The sequence below is a fragment of the Paractinoplanes lichenicola genome (assembly GCF_016785085.1).
Taxonomy (GTDB): Bacteria; Actinomycetota; Actinomycetes; order Mycobacteriales; family Micromonosporaceae; genus Actinoplanes; species Actinoplanes lichenicola.
In genome coordinates this window covers 191202-206328 of record NZ_JAENHO010000018.1, presented here as the reverse complement: position 1 = coordinate 206328, position 15127 = coordinate 191202, and the positions used below count along the sequence as shown (strand labels likewise).

General features: G+C 69.8%; 13 protein-coding genes. 12 read left to right on the top strand and 1 reads right to left on the bottom strand.

Annotated elements, in window-relative coordinates; translation table 11 throughout:
* Positions 1–2 precede the first annotated feature (2 nt).
* Entirely contained in the window at positions 3–143 is a 141-nt protein-coding gene (locus tag JKJ07_RS52370; protein ID WP_202998141.1) for an IS3 family transposase, read from the top strand.
* A 1439-nt stretch (positions 144–1582) separates the two neighbouring features.
* Here JKJ07_RS52370 and JKJ07_RS44615 read toward each other — a convergent pair.
* Complete coding sequence (locus JKJ07_RS44615; RefSeq protein ID WP_202998140.1) at positions 1583–2590, bottom strand: GNAT family N-acetyltransferase; 1008 nt, start codon at positions 2588–2590, stop codon at positions 1583–1585.
* Between the two features lie 175 nt (positions 2591–2765).
* Between JKJ07_RS44615 and JKJ07_RS44610 the strand changes: the two genes are divergently transcribed.
* Genes JKJ07_RS44610 through JKJ07_RS44555 form a run of 11 tightly spaced genes read left to right on the top strand, consistent with a single transcriptional unit; the run spans position 2766 to position 15041 of the window.
* A complete protein-coding gene (locus JKJ07_RS44610) occupies positions 2766–3563 on the top strand; it encodes a polysaccharide deacetylase family protein (RefSeq protein ID WP_307834762.1) in 798 nt (265 codons plus the stop codon).
* Positions 3556–4698: an aminotransferase class I/II-fold pyridoxal phosphate-dependent enzyme gene (locus tag JKJ07_RS44605; protein ID WP_202998139.1), complete on the top strand. Its 1143-nt coding sequence runs from the start codon at positions 3556–3558 to the stop codon at positions 4696–4698. Before JKJ07_RS44610 ends, JKJ07_RS44605 begins: the two co-directional genes overlap by 8 nt.
* A gap of 47 nt (positions 4699–4745) precedes the next feature.
* Positions 4746–5972, top strand: a complete 1227-nt coding sequence (locus JKJ07_RS44600) for a glycosyltransferase family 4 protein (protein ID WP_202998138.1) — start codon at positions 4746–4748, stop codon at positions 5970–5972.
* 3 nt (positions 5973–5975) lie between these two features.
* Complete coding sequence (locus JKJ07_RS44595) at positions 5976–7736, top strand: tyrosine-protein kinase domain-containing protein (RefSeq protein ID WP_307834761.1); 1761 nt, start codon at positions 5976–5978, stop codon at positions 7734–7736.
* The gene (locus JKJ07_RS44590; protein ID WP_236031039.1) at positions 7729–9006 is read left to right on the top strand and encodes a lipopolysaccharide biosynthesis protein; all 1278 of its coding nucleotides are present in this window, start codon (positions 7729–7731) and stop codon (positions 9004–9006) included. The genes JKJ07_RS44595 and JKJ07_RS44590 overlap by 8 nt, the downstream gene beginning before the upstream one ends.
* Positions 9003–10208, top strand: coding sequence for an O-antigen ligase family protein (locus JKJ07_RS44585; RefSeq protein WP_202998137.1), 1206 nt, complete (start codon positions 9003–9005; stop codon positions 10206–10208). The genes JKJ07_RS44590 and JKJ07_RS44585 overlap by 4 nt, the downstream gene beginning before the upstream one ends.
* The gene (locus JKJ07_RS44580; protein WP_307834760.1) at positions 10205–11320 is read left to right on the top strand and encodes a hypothetical protein; all 1116 of its coding nucleotides are present in this window, start codon (positions 10205–10207) and stop codon (positions 11318–11320) included. The genes JKJ07_RS44585 and JKJ07_RS44580 overlap by 4 nt, the downstream gene beginning before the upstream one ends.
* A 13-nt stretch (positions 11321–11333) precedes the next feature.
* Entirely contained in the window at positions 11334–12347 is a 1014-nt protein-coding gene (locus JKJ07_RS44575) for a GNAT family N-acetyltransferase (RefSeq protein ID WP_202998136.1), read from the top strand.
* Positions 12348–12357: 10 nt separating this feature from the next.
* Positions 12358–13716 (top strand): FAD-dependent monooxygenase, encoded by a 1359-nt coding sequence (locus JKJ07_RS50760; protein ID WP_236031037.1) that lies wholly within the window; start codon positions 12358–12360, stop codon positions 13714–13716.
* 2 nt (positions 13717–13718) lie between these two features.
* Positions 13719–14723, top strand: coding sequence for a GNAT family N-acetyltransferase (locus tag JKJ07_RS44560; RefSeq protein ID WP_202998135.1), 1005 nt, complete (start codon positions 13719–13721; stop codon positions 14721–14723).
* A gap of 60 nt (positions 14724–14783) precedes the next feature.
* On the top strand, positions 14784–15041 hold the full coding sequence (locus JKJ07_RS44555) for a hypothetical protein (protein WP_202998134.1): 258 nt from the start codon (positions 14784–14786) through the stop codon (positions 15039–15041).
* Positions 15042–15127: the final 86 nt, after the last annotated feature.

The window sequence follows — 15127 nt, the reverse complement described above, 5'->3', positions numbered from 1 at the left end:
CGATGGGCTCGGTCGGCGACTCCTACGACAACGCGCTGATGGAGAACTTCTGGTCGACCTTGAAGATCGAACTGGTCTACCGAACGTCGTGGCGGAACCGTGACGAGGCCGAGAACGCGATCTTCGAATACATCGACGGCTAGTACAACACCCGCCGCATCCAACGCGAACTCGGCTACCTCAGCCCCGACGAATACGAGGCGGCCTGGCACGCCCAAACCGAGCCAGATAACCTCACCCCTGCCCCGACCGGAAGCAGGTAACCACCGCTCCGTCGAAACGGGGGGAACTCAAAGCCAGGACTTTCACTCACCCGGGCGGACCTGAGTGGTGGTTGCGCCACCTAACCGTGCCGCCTTGCGCTCCGACGCTTCGCGCCTGGTGTCTTCGCTTCGCTCGGAAACCAGCAACGGCCTCAGTGCATGGCTGAGCTCCCAGTTGCCGTCACGCCACCACGTCGCTTCAGGCAGCCTGCCGCACGACCGAGCCAACCACCCAACTCCCTCAGCGCGCACCCACCCTCACGCCGACCGGCCAACGCACACCAGGCGTCGCCCCGCCGACTGCGCTGGTCGTTTACCCCGCGCTGATCGTCGCGCCCGCCGTTGCGCCAACCCGTCCAACTTGCCCTGAGCGTGGCGCCTGTCGGGTGTGCTTGGCCTGGGTACCGCGCGTGCCGGCTGCGCTTGACCTGGGTGCCGCGCCGACCGGCTGTCCCAAGCAGCCAAGTTGCTCGGGGCATCGCACCCGCCGGCTTCGTAGGCGGGAAACTCGGCCTGGGCGCCGGACCCGTCGGCTGTCTAGGCAGGGAACTCGGCCTATGTGTCGCGCCCGCAGGCTGTTCTAAAGCGGTAACCCAGCCCAGACCGTCGCGCCCGTGGGCTGCCCTAAGCGGTAACCCTGCCCCGGGTGTCGCGCCCGTGGGCTGCCCTAAGCGATAACCCTGCCCCGGGTGTCGCGCCCGTGGGCTGGCTATGCGGTTTGACCTGCGGTTGGAAGCTGGGTGGTGGCTGGCTGGGAAGGCGAGGCAGAGCGGAGGACAGCCGACGGGTTGGGCGGCTGAGGGTTGGTGATCGGTTGGCGGGTGGTGGCCGTGGCGCGGGTGGCGGCGAGTCGAAGTGGACGGCCGGCGGTGCGGAACACCGGGCATTGTGGCGTCAGGTTCGTCGCCGGGCTTCGCCGTACGAGGTTGCGCAGCGTGACGGCACCGGCGGCCCCGGCCACGCACCTGGCTGGTTGCCGGTTCCCGAGCGAAGCGAAGACCCCAGGCGCGAAGCGTCGGAGCGCAAGGCGGCACGGTTAGGTGGCGCAACCCACCACTCAGGCCCGCCCGGGTGAGAAAGCAACGGCGCTTCGTCCACAGCGCGGCAGCCCGACCACCCGGCGCAAGGGGATTACTCACGCCGAGCATGCACCCAGCAGCGGGTGACCAAACGCCTGGCCGTCAGGGATTCCCATGCAAGGTCGGGGGATGGGGTGACCACTGAAAGCGTAAAAACGTTCCTCCTAGCTTCAGTGGGCACCCCATCCCCCGACCGTCCAAGCGCAAGCAAGACGAGGAAACCCAAAAAGAAGGAAGACCTCAACGGGCAGCGGTCAACCGGGCGACGGCACGCTGCTTGAGGGCGAACCCCTGAGCAGCAGCATCACGAAGGTTGGCCACAAGAGGAGACCGGGACCGCCGAGCCCAAGGAACAGGGACGGAAACCGTGCCGTACTTGGACTTGTAAGCATTACCGCCGACGAAGTCGAACTCGGTCATGCCATGGGACTTGGCCCAGCGCAGCGCGTGCCAGATCAGGGTTTCGTTGGGGCGCAGGTGCTGGTCGGCGCGATAGCTGGCCCCGCCCCAGAAGTACATCGTGCGGTGGTACCAGGGGAGCACGGCCGTGGCGATGCAGCGGCCGGACTCGTCGCGGGCCCGCAGGAGCAGGACCTGGCCGGCCGGCGCGAGGTGGCTGATCAGGGAACGGACTCGCGCGATCGGATACGTGGGGACGAGATTCTGTTTGGCGAAAACGTCGCGTAACTGGTCGTAGAAATCGTCGGCGAATGTCGGATCAGCGACAACTTCCTCGACAATTACGCCGCTTCGGGTGGCCTTCCTGATATTGCGTCGGCAGGCGCTTGCCATGGCGTTGAACAACGCGTCCTCGACGGGCTCCAATGAGATCACCGCGGTCGGCGCCTCGGTCCAGCGCAGGCCCAGGCCGTCGAGGTCGGACACGGTCGCGAAGCGGTCGCGGACCTCCAGGTGGGCGCAGCCCAGCTCGTCGAAGGCGAAGGGCATCAATGCCTCCAGCGCGGCCCGCCGGGGCACCCCGGGCGCGAGGGTGAATCCCACGTACGACGTTGTCCAGCCGGCCATCGGGCTGCCGAGTATCCGCAGGCCGAAGCGCTTGGTGACCAGTCCGGTGAAGTGGCCGACCGTCTCCGAACCGTCTGTCACTCGGGCCAGCACCGGCTCGGCCCGCTGGGCTTCGGCCACGAAGTCGAGCCAGGGCTCGGTGTGGAAGATCAGGCGGTCGTCGTACGTCGCGCGTTCGGCCCAGATGCCGGCCGTCGGGGTCACCCGGTGCAGTCGCAGCATGCGTCACCCTCCGCGAAAAAGACGCACGATATCCAGTCGTCACGAGGCTATTCCGCAATGGGGCCGGAAGGACAGGGCGAGCACGTCATAAATGATGTGAAAGATCCTCACGTACCTTATGACAATTGCTACTGACGCCGCTCGGCCCGATTTTGCGAGGGTCGATGAGGACGAAGTGAGCCGGAGGGTGCCGATGCCGTCCCCGACCTTGATCAAGCGACGCCTCAACGAGCTCGGGCTGCGCAGCAAGCTCCGGGCCCGACCCCGTGTGCAGGGCCGGATTCTGGCGCCGGCCGGGGCTTTCCGGCGGCTGCCGGAGACCGGGGGGCTCTATTTCCCCTTCTATCACGACGTGTTGCCGGAGTACGCGGACGATCTGCGCCGCCACCTGCTCGCCTTCCGCAGGCGCGGCCCGCTGGTGAGCTGGTCCGAGGCTCTAGCGATCTTGGGGGGAGGGAAGGGAGTCCTGGCCAAAAGCGGGCCGGTCTTCTGTCTCTCGTTCGATGACGGGCATGCCAGCTGGCGTGACGTCGTCGTTCCGGTGTTGCGCGAGCTCGGCGTCCCGGCGATGTTCTTCCTGACCACGGGGCTGGTCGGGCAGCCCGGCAACCTCACCTGGGACGACTGCCGCGCGATCTCGGCCGCCGGGTTCGATTTCGGGTCGCACACTGTGACGCATCAGCGGCTGGCCGACCAGTCCGACGCCGAGGCGCGGCACGAGATCGTCGACTCGCAGCGTGAGATCGAGGACGAGCTCGGCATCAGAATCAAAGACTTCGCGGCCCCGTACGGGCATCCCGCCGTCGATTTTGGCCGGCGCGACGTCGAGGTGGCCCGGGAGGCCGGCTACACCAGCTTCGCCAGCACGCTGCGACCCGCGATGCGGCCGGGCGACTCCCCCATGATGATCCACCGCCAGGGCCTGCACCCGGCCTGGCCGATCTGGGCTGTGAGGACGAGAGTCCATGACTGAGACACGCATCTGGCTGTCCCCGCCCGACGTCGGCGAGCTGGAGCGCAAGCTGCTGCTCGAGGCGTTCGACTCCAACTGGGTCGCGCCGGTCGGCCCCGACCTCGACGCGTTCGAGGCGCAGCTGGCCGAGATCGTCGGCGTGCGGCACGCGGTCGCCCTCAGCAGCGGCACCGCCGCCCTGCATCTGGCGCTGGTGGCAGCCGGGGTGCGGCACGGCGACACCGTGCTGGTGCCGTCGTTCACGTTCGCCGCGACCGCCAACGCCGTCATGTATCTCGGCGCCCGCCCGGTCTTCCTGGACAGCACGCCGGAGAGCTGGAACGTCGACCCGGCCCTGGTCACCGAGGAGCTCAAGCGGCGCTGCGCCAAGGGCCGCCCGCCACGCGCGGTCATCGCCGTCGACATGTACGGCCAGTGCGCCGACTACGAGCCGCTGGTCGACGCGTGCGACCGCTACGGGGTCGCGCTGATCGAGGACGCGGCCGAGGCGCTCGGCGCGTCGTACCGGGGGCGGCCGGCCGGGTCGTTCGGGCTGGCCGGCGTCCTGTCGTTCAACGGCAACAAAATCATCACCACCGGCGGGGGCGGCATGCTCGTCACCGACGACGACGGGATCGCCCGCAAGGCCCGGCATTTGTCGACGCAGGCCCGCGAGCCGTTCCCGCATTACGAGCACCGCTCGGTCGGCTACAACTATCGGCTCAGCAACCTGCTCGCCGCCGTCGGCCGCGGCCAGTTGCAGCGGCTCGATTCGATGATCGCCGCCCGGCGGGAGACCGGCCGTTACTACCGGGCCGCGCTCGGCGACCTGCCGGGCGTGGAGTTCATGCCGATCGCCGGCTACGGCGAGGCCAACTTCTGGCTGACCTGTCTGCTGATCGACCCCGAGCGGTTCGGCGCGAGCCGCGACCGGGTGCTCGAGCGGCTCGCCGCCCACGAGATCGAGGCGCGGCCCACCTGGAAGCCGATGCACCTGCAACCGGTGTTCCACGACTGCGTGATGCGCGGCGGCGAGGTCTGCGCCGATCTGTTCCGCCGCGGGCTGTGCCTGCCGAGCGGTTCCGCGCTCACCGAGCACGACCGGGAACGAGTCGTGGCCGCCGTCCGAGCGGTCGCCACCGAGGCCGCGCGATAAAGACGAGGCCGCGCGAAAAGAGAAGCGACAAGAGGGGTCGGCCGGGCATGCACATCGTCTACATCCACCAGTACTACTGCAATCCCGGTATGGCGGGCGGCATCCGTTCCTACGAGCAGGCCCGCCGCCTGGTCGCCCGGGGCCACACCGTCGACGTCATCACGACCGACATCACGGGCACGAGCACCGAGCGCGGCTGGCGGCAGACCGAGGACGACGGCGTACGGGTGCACTGGTTCTCGATCCCCTACAACAACTCGATGTCGTACGCCCGTCGGATCCGCGCGTTCTTCCAGTTCATGGCGGTCGCTACGACAAAAGCCGCGGCGCTCAAGGGCGATCTCGTCTTCGCCACCAGCACCCCGCTCACCGTCGCCGTCCCCGGCGTGCTGGCGGCCAAGCTGCGCCGGGTCCCGTTCGTGTTCGAGGTGCGCGACCTGTGGCCCGAGGTGCCGATCGAGATGGGCGCCCTGCGCAATCCCCTGGCCCGCAAGGCCGCCGGCGCCCTGGCCACCTTCGCCTACCGCAACGCGAGGGAGGTTGTCGCGCTCTCGCCCGGCATGGCGGCCGGCGTCAGAAAGAGAAGACCGGCCACCCGTACGACCGTGATCCCGAACGCGGCCGACATGGAGATGTTCGCCGTCGCGGACGGAAAAGTAACCGAGTTCCGGGCGAAGCACGAGTGGCTCGGGGACCGGCCGCTGATCGTCTACACCGGAGCGCTCGGCGCGGTCAACGGCGTCGAATACCTCGTACGCGCGGCCAAGCGGATGCGCGGGCTCGACCCCGATATCCGGGTGCTGATCGTGGGGCACGGCAAGGAGTGGGAGCCCACGAAGCGGCTGGCCGCCGAGCTGGGTCTGCTCGACGACACCGTACGGATGTGGGAAAAGGTGCCCAAGAGCGAGCTGCCCGTGATCCTGGGCGCGGCCACCATGTCGACCAGTCTTGTGCGGCCGATCCGCGCCCTGTGGGAGAACTCGGCCAACAAGTTCTTCGACGCGCTGGCCGCGGGCCGCCCGATCGCCATCAACTACGGCGGCTGGCAGGCCGACCTGCTCGACGAGACCGGCGCCGGGCTGGTGCTCGACCCCACCGATACGGACGCGGCGGGTGAGCTGTTCGCGCGCTACTGCCGCGACGAGTCGTGGCTGGCCCAGGCCCGCATCGCGGCGCACAAGCTCGCGGTCGAGCAGTTCTCCCGCGACCTGCTGTTCGACCAGTTCGCCGCGGTGCTCGACCGGGCGGCCATCACCGCGGGCAAAGGGGCTTAGGGCGTGGAACTGCGCGAATACGTACGGGCCTGTCGGCGTCGATGGGCCTGGATCGTCGTGCCGGTGCTGCTGGCGGCCGGGGTCGCGGCCGGGCTGTCGCTGACCCAGGAACCGGCGTACCGGTCGTCGATGGTGTTGTTCGTCAGCACCGGGGCGGGTGACCCGGACGCCAAGGCGAGCCGCCTCAACTCGTACATCGCCCTGCTCACCGGGCCCCGGGTGGCGGCGACCGTGTCGGCCAAGCTGGGCCCGCCGGCCACCGCCGAGCAGGTGCAGAAGAGCCTGTCGGCCGAGGTGCAGGCCGGCACCGACCTGCTCGTGGTGACGGCCAAGGACCCGTCGGCCGAGCGCAGCCGCACGATGGTCACCAATGCCACGACGGCGCTGGTCGCGCTGGCCAAGAAGCTCGACCCGCCGAGCACCGCGACCGACAGCGGGCCGCCGCCGCAGATCACCGTGGCCCAGGAGGCGGTGACCGTGCAGGAGCCGGGCAACCTGGCCCGCAACATCGGCTTCTCCGCCGTGCTCGGACTCCTCGTGGGTGGGGTCGGGGTGGCGGCGCGCGAGGCCACCCGCAAGACGGTCGGTGAGGAGGACGACCTGCGCCGCCTCGGCATCGGCACCGTGGGCGTCATCTCGCTCAGCGGGCGCTGGGCCCGGTCCGGGCAGGCCGACTCCGCGCTGGCCGAGGCGTTCCGCCGGCTGCGCAGCCTGCTCCCGGCCGACCTGGTGCGGGGCAGCGGCACCGCGCTGATGATCACGGCGGCCAACTCGAAGGAGGGCACGACCGCGGTCTCGTGCGGGCTGGCGATAGCGATGGCCGAGACCGGGGCGCGGGTGTTGCTGGTCGACGCCAACCTGCGCGCACCGGGCGTCGGCCGCTATCTGTCGATGGAGCGCGGGCCGGGGCTGGCCGACGTGCTCGACGGGCGGGCCCACCTCAACGACGTGCTGCGCGACCCGCTCGGCGGGCGGCTCACGGTGCTGCCGCCGGGCGAGCGGCGGGCCGATCCGGGCGAGGTGCTGGCGTCGCCCCGGCTGGCCGCCACCCTCGACGAGCTGACCTCACGGTTCGACATCGTCATCGTGGACGCGCCGCCGCTGCACGGGGTGGCCGACGCGGCCGTGCTGGGCAAGGTGACCGACGGCGCGCTGCTGGTGGTCAGGGCCAACCGCACCCGTACGGCGGACGTTCAGCGCTCGACCGACCTGCTCGAACGGGTCGGCGCCAAGCTGGTCGGGGCCGTGCTCAACGCTCTGCCGCGCAAGCTGCCGGACACGTCGGCCGGGCCCGCGCGGCCGACGATCCCGGCCCCGATGGACAGCCCGGGGCTGGTCACGACGCTGCTGGGCGCGCCCGACGAGCCGGACGACCCGCCGCACCCGCCCAACCCGGTCAGCGGCCGGGCCCGGGTCACCGAGGCCGTGATCACGACCGTCGACATCCCGCACTCGGTGACCAAGCCGCGCCGGCCGGAGGGCAGGCCGGCCGACGGTTCGACGACGCAGCGGATCGTGCCGCCCAAGCCCCGCCCGGTGCGGGAGGACGAGGCGTCCCAGACGCAGGTGATCATCCCGCCGGTGCGCGCGATGAAGGTCGCGACCGAGTCGGTCTCGCTCAACGGGCACGGCAAGGCCGTCATCCGCGGACAGGCCGTCGTGGCGGAAAAGGAGCAGGCCGAGAAGGAGCAGGCGGAGAAAAAGCAGGCCGAGGAAAAGCAGGCCGAGAAGGAGCGGGACGAGCCGGGATCCGGGGATGAGTGAGCTCCAGGCGGAGCACGCGCCGGCCGCGGTCGCCCCACCCCGGCGCCCGGGACCGGCGGCCTTCCTCGGCGCTCAGCTGCGGGAACCGTACGTGCAGCTCTTCGCCTCTCAGCTGCTCACCGGGGGCGTGGCCTTCGTGGCCAACATCCTCATGGTGCGGGCCCTGGCCCCGGCGCATCGCGGTGAGGTGGCGCTGATGCTGCAGGTCGTCTACCTGTCGACCCAGTTCATGCTGCTGGGCACGGAACGCAGCTTCGTGGCCAACTATCACGAGGCCACGCCGGGGGCGGCCGTCCGGGCGTACGGGAAGCTCTTGATCGTGCCTTGTGCGGCCGGGCTGCTGCTGGCCGCGGGTTTCGAGATCCTCGCGCCCGACCATTACAACCCGGGTCTGCTCGTGATCGGGCTGATCGCGGCCTACACGCTGGTCGAGGTGGCCGGGCTGGCCACGCGGTCGATCGCGATCGCGGCCGGGCGGGTCCGCGACTTCCTGATCTGCCGGGTCGTCGAGGCGTTTCTGCTGCTGGGGCTGCTGGTCGTGCTCTATCTGGCGAACACGACCACGCCCGCCATGTGGATCGTGGCCTACCTGATCGCGGGCATGTTGCCGACGGCCGTCTACATCGTCCTGTGGCTGCGCGGCCCGAGCGCCTCATTGCAAGACCACAACAAGGCCGTACGGCGGGAAGGTCTTTCGCTTTTCCCCGCGGCCATCTCGAACATGGCCATGCTGCGGTCGGACCGCCTGGCCCTGCCGGCGCTCGCGTCGACGTCGGCGCTCGGCATCTACACCGCCGTGGCCACGATGACCGAGCTGCTGGCCTGGCCGGTGCGGGCCTACGCGGACGCCAAGCTCGGCAAGTGGCGCAAGGAGCACAACAACGGCGGCCTGCCGACCCGGCCGATCCTGCTCGCGGTGGCCCTGTATTGCCTGGTGGTCGCCCCGATCGCGGCCGGCGGGCTCTACCTGTTCATCGTCCCGGTCTTCGGCCACGAATACTCCGACGCCAAGGCGGTCGTGGTGCCGCTGGTGGCCGCCGCGGGCCTGTACGCGATCTCTCGCGTGACGCTGGGCCTGCTGATCGCCAAGGGCCGCGGCAGCCTGGTGTCGGCGGCCGAGATCACCGGGTTCGTGGTCAGCTTCGCCGCGTACCTGCTGCTGATCCCGCCGTTCGGCATCCTCGGCGCGGCCTACGGCTCGCTGATCGGCTACGGCTCGTGCCTGCTCTTCGCGCTGGTCACCAACCAGGTCACGGGTGACCGCGAATGACGTGGCTGCACACCCCGCGCGTCTTCCTCGCCCCCGGCCTGGTGCTGATCCTGGTCGCGATCGGCGGGCGGTTCACGCTCGATCGGGCCGGCTACACCGATCTGGCCTGGGTCGACCTGCGGGTGATCGGCCTGCTGGTGGCGCTGGCGGTGCTGATCGTCGACATCACCCGCCGGCCGTCGTCCCAAAATGCCATAAACAAAAGAGAAGGCTGGCTCGTCGCCACGGTGCTGTTCTTCCTGTTCCAGATCGCCTCGGGCCTGTGGGCGCCGGCGGCCTCGCGGGTCGGGCCGCAGACGGTCGACCTGGTGCTGATGGGCGCCCTGGTCGTCGCCTTCTACCTGTACGCCGTGGGCGACCCCGAGCTGGTCGTGCGTACGGCGTTTCTGCTGTTCTATCTGGCCGCGATCGTGTTCGCGCTGGCCGCCCTGTTCGTCAACGGCCCCGGCGAGCAGGGCCGCTACTCGGCGTTCGGCGGCGGCCCCAACGTGTTCGTCCGGATCGAGATCCTCGGCATCATCAGCGCGATCGCCCTGGCCCTGTTCCGCCGGCGCCTGTGGCCGCTGCTCGCCACCCCGCTGTTCGGCCTGGCCGCCGTGCTCTCCGGCTCGCGTGCCGGTCTGCTCGCGGGCGCGGCCGTGGGGGCGGTGGCGCTGTTCAAGATCCGTCGCCGCCTGCACCCGGGCGCGGTCGCCGGCGCGCTGGTGTTCGTGGCCGTCGCCGTCGCCACGATCTGGGCGTTCGCGCCGCCCGCCTTCACCAGCCTGTTCCAGGAGCGGTTCGTCGAGCAGACGGTGCAGGACCGCTACCTCTCCGACCGTACGGACATCTGGGCCGCCGCGTGGCAGCTGGCGGTCGACCATCCGATCGCCGGCGCCGGGCTGGACGGCTTCTACGGGCTGGTCGGCGTCAACCAGTTCGTCGAGTATCCGCACAACTACGTGCTCGGCGTGGCGGCCGAGGGCGGGTTGATCGGCATCGGCCTGCTCACCGCGGCCGTGCTGCTGTGGGCCACGACCGTGCGCGGCGGCGGGCATCGCCCCCGGCTGACCGGGCTGGCCGTCGCGGCCGCCGTCTTCGTCGGGCTCAGCAGCCTGTTCTCCGGCGACTACTACGACTCCCGGCTGGCCTGGCTGTTCGCGGCCATGGCGGCCGCCGCCGCGGTGGTGCCGGCCCATACTTTGGAAGAGGTCCCCGCGTGAGCGCGCACCTGAGTCGCCGGGCGCTGCTGCTGGCCGCGTTCGGCTCCGTCGCCGCCGCCTGCAGCGCGAAAGAGAAGGACGTCACCGGGGCGCTCAGCCCGCTGCCGGCCGAACCGGAAGCCCAGGCCGCCGCGCCGCTCAAACCGGTCAGCTACTGGGCCGGGCTCTTCCTGCGGTCCTGGAACTACCAGACCCAGACCGCCCTGCCGATGACCCGCTCCGCGGACAGCTGGGACCACTACAACGTCTCGTACACGGTGGACGCGCTGGTGGCGATGTTCCGGGCCACCGGCGAGCGCCGCTACCTCGACCGGGCCCTGCAGTACACCGAGAACGTGGTGGCCACGGCCGTCCCCCGGCGCGGCGGCTATCTGGGCTGGGTCTCGGCTCAGGAGGACGGCGACGAGGTGCCGCTCTACGAGAGCTACTTCTGGCGTTACGGCACCGCGCTGCTCGTCGCCCTGCGAGAAAACCCTTCCGCGTACGCCGATGCCAGTTACCGAACGCGCTACAACCGCCTGCTGTCGTTCGCCGAGAAGCACGTGTTCGAGAAGTGGTATTCGCGCGGGCCCGACGAGACCATCTATCGCGAGCGTACGCACATGACCGCGCACTGGGGCCTGATCGCCACCAACCTGGCCCGCTGCACCACCGACGCCGGCCGCCGGGCCCGCTACGCCGCCGTGATCGCCGACGTCGACCAGCACGTGCCCGGCTACGGCGGCGGCCTCAAACAGCAGATGCGCCGCAACCCGGCCGAGGCCACGGCGTACTTCTGGAGCGACGTGTGGGGCTCGGGCCAGCGGCCGGGGCAGGACGTCAGCCACGGCAACGGCGTCATGGCGTACGTGGTGGAGGCGCGCGATCGCGGCACCACCTGGACCAAGGCCGACATGGCAGCCTTCTCCCGGCTGCTGACCCGGGTCGTCTGGCCCGGCGGCACCACCTATCGGGCCTATGTGGACGGCACCGGGGCCGACAACGGCTGGTTCTCCGACGGTTTCGTCAAGCTCGGCCGCTACGACGCGGCGGTGCAGCAGCGGCTCGAGAATCACAAGGTCGTCAACGACCAGTTCGCCGCCAACATGGCGCTCAACGCTCGAATTCTCTGAAGGAGAACGGAAAATGACCGCAGCGCTCGTGGGACCGGCGGCCCGGGAATGGAAGGAGGCTCTGCACCGCACCCGGCACGACACCTACCATCTGCCCGGCTACGTCACACTGGACGCGGCGCTGTGCTCCGGCACCCCGGCCGCGTTCTGGTACACCGACGGCAGCCGCCAATTCCTGCTGCCCCTGATCCTGCGCGAGATCCCCGGCACCGGGTTGAAAGACGCGCTTTCCCCGTACGGGTATCCGGGGCCGGTCAGCGACGCCATGCCGGGCGACCGTGACTTCTGGGAGCGGGCCTGCATGGCGATGCTCGAGACGCTGCGCGGTGAGGGAGTGGTGACCGCGTTCGTCCGGATGCATCCGCTGCTGCCCGCGCCGCTCGAGCTGCTCCGCCGCTTCGGCACGCTGGTGCACCACGGCGAGACCGTCTCGATGGACCTCACGGTCAGCCTCGACGAGATGTGGAAACAGACCCGCAGCGACCACCGCAACCACATCAACCGGGCGCGCCGGGCCGGCACCGAGGTGGTCTTCGACGACTGGGACCGGCTCGGCGACTGGGTCGAGGTCTACCACGACAACATGCGCCGGGTCGGGGCGACGGACTACTACTTCTTCACCCGCGAGCACCTGGCCGCCATGCACGACGCGATGGGCGACCGGATGCACCTGGCCGTCGCGCTGGAGGACGGCGAAGTGGTCGGGGGCAACACGTTCTTCGAGCATCACGGCATCGCCACCGGCTACGTCTCGTCGACCCGGCGGGCGCCCAAGCGGTACGCCGACGAGCTGCTCTACGACGAGGTGCGGCGCTGGTGCAAGGCCCGCGGCGACACAGTGTTCCACCTCGGCGGGGGCAAGGGCGGGGCACGGGACTCGCTCTTCTCGTACAAAGCCGGGTTCTCGCCGCGGGAACATCCGTTCCACACCTGGCGCCTCGTCGCCGACCGGCCCGCGTACGAGGAAATGGTCTTCGCCCTGGGCCGCGAGACCGACGAATCCGGAACCTTCCCGCCCTATCGCTGAGGAGCACGCCATGCGGATCACCTGTGCCGGCGGCGGGCCCGCCGGACTCTACTTCGCGGTGCTGGCCAAACTGGCCGACCCTTCTTGTGAAGTGACCGTGCTGGAACGCAACCCACCCGGCGTCACGTACGGCTGGGGTGTCGTGTTCTGGGACGACCTCCTGGACGACCTTTTCGCGTACGACCCGGTGAGCGCCCAACGAATCTGGGATGCGGCCTGCCAATGGGACGAATACGAGGTCCGCGCCACGGGCAAGGAGGTGACACACCTCGCCGGCTACGGCTTCAGCCTGGGCCGGCACAAGCTGCTGGCGATTCTGGCTGAACGGGCCGTCGAGCTCGGCGTCGACGTGCAGTACTCCTCTCCCGCCACCCCCTTCTCCACAACTTCCCATCCCACCTTCTCTTCGCACCCCACCTTCTCTTCGCACCCCGCCTCCCCTTCCCACCCCGCCTCCCCTTCCCACCCCGCCTCCCCTTCCCACCCCGCCCCAAGCCTCACCCCCAGTTCGGATATTTCCGTTTTTTCGGATTCTGATCTGGTGGTTGCGTGTGACGGCGCGGGGAGCCTGCTGCGATCGGCCGACGCCACCCACTTCGGTACCGAGGTTGCGACCGGCACGAACAAATACATCTGGCTCGGCACCCCGAAGGTCTTCCGCACGTTCACGTTCGGCTTCGAGAAGACGCACGCCGGCTGGATCTGGTACCACGCCTACCCGTTCGACGACGAGACGAGCACGTTCATCGTCGAGTGCACCCCCGCCGTCTGGTCGGCGCTGGAACTCGACACGCTCGACGCCGCGGCCGGCTGCGCGCGGCTCGAGACCATCTTCGCCTCGCATCTCGGCGGGCAACGGCTGATCGACCACCGCGCCGACACGGGCGGCACCGGCTGGATGAACTTCCGCCGGGTCACCAACCAGCGCTGGGACAACGGCAACGTCGTGCTGATGGGCGACGCCGCGCACACCACCCACTTCGCGATCGGCTCCGGCACCAAACTGGCCATGCAGGACGCGATGGCGCTGGCCGACAGCCTGGCCGCCGGGGGACCGCTGGCGCCCGCCCTCGAACGTTACGAACACCGCCGCCGGGCCGCCCTCGCGCCGCTGCAACGGGCCGCCCTGGCCAGTAGCGTTTGGTTCGAGCGGATGCCCGAATACGCGGATCTGCCGTCGATCCGCTTCTCGTACGCGCTGTCCGACCGCCGCGGCGAGTATCCATTGTGGCGATACTTGCTGCACCTGAGCACCCAGCGCGCGGTGCCGAGAGCGATGCTGCGCTCGGCCCTGAACGCCCGCCGACGGAGCCGGGCCCGGCGCCGCCCCGATGCCGAGCCGAGGATCCCCCAACTCACAGGAGGTTGACTATGGCCGATGCCGCACTACTGTCACCCCAGGACCCGGCATGGACGGAGGCACTCGACCGGGTCCGGCATGACATCTACCACATCCCCGAGTACGTGCGGCTCGACGCCGGCCTGACCGGCGCAACACCGGTGGCCTACCGATACGACGAGGCGGGTCGCGTCTTCCTGCTCCCACTGCTGCTGCGGCCGGTGCCCGACAGCGACCTCCAAGACGCGATTTCCCCGTACGGGTATCCGGGCCCCGTAGGCAGTGCGGACGCTGCCTTCTGGTCGCGGGCGACCGCGACGATGACCGGCCTGCTCTGCGCCGAGGGGGTGGTCACCGCGTTCGCGCGGCTCCATCCGCTGCTCCCCGGCTGTCCGGAGGCGCTGGCCGGCGCGGGCACGGTGGTCAACCATGGTGAGACAGTATCGATCGACCTGACGCTCAGCCTTGACGAGCTCTGGTCGCAGACCCACCGCAGCCACCGCAACCAGATCAACAAGGCCAAGCGGGCCGGGGTCGAGATCGTCTTCGACGACTGGGACCTGTTCGACGACTGGATCGACACCTACCACGCCACCATGCGCCGGGTCGGGGCGACCGAGTTCTACTTCTTCGGCGCCGGCCATTTCCACCGCCTGCGGGCCGCCCTGGCCGAGCATGTGCACCTCGCCGTGGCGACTCTCGACGGCCAGGTGCTCGGGGGCAACCTGTTTTTCGAGTACGCCGGCCTGATGCACACCCACCTGCAATCCACCGCCGACGCGCCCGTCCACTACGCCGACAAACTGCTCTACCACGAGGTCCGTACGTGGGGCCGGGCCCGCGGCAACTGGATCTACCACCTGGGCGGCGGCGTGGGCGGCACGGCCGACTCGCTGTTCCGCTACAAGTCGCAGTTCGCCTCGGGCCGTCAGCAGTTTCACACCTGGCGGGTGATCACCGACCAGAGCAACTTCGAGAAGCTGGCCGGCCCACCCACCCCCGAGCTGATGACCGGGCGATTCCCGCCCTACCGATAACCCCCGTACGACGTGCCCGCCGGCCCGCACCGGCGGGCACGATCCGCCTATGCTGCGCTCGTGCCCGTCATCGACCTCGACTCGCGCCCTCCGGCCGACCGGCCCCGCCGCACCCGGCGCGGTCCTCATCTGCTGATCATCGCGGCGGCAGCCGCCCTCCTTCTGGGCGTGCCCGGCGAGGCCGCCCACCTGCCCAGCGTCTTCGACGACCTCTGCGGCTACCTGGCGGCAACGGGCCAACCCGGCGCCGGCGTCACCGTGATCGACGCCGACTCCGGCGAGATCGTGCAGACAACCACCATCTCGGGCGACTGCTGACAGCCGTCCGGCAGGTTACCGGTCCCCGAGCGCCGGCCGTTCGTTGTGTCCGAAGGGGACGGATGTCGTCCTGGCGATAGTGGCGC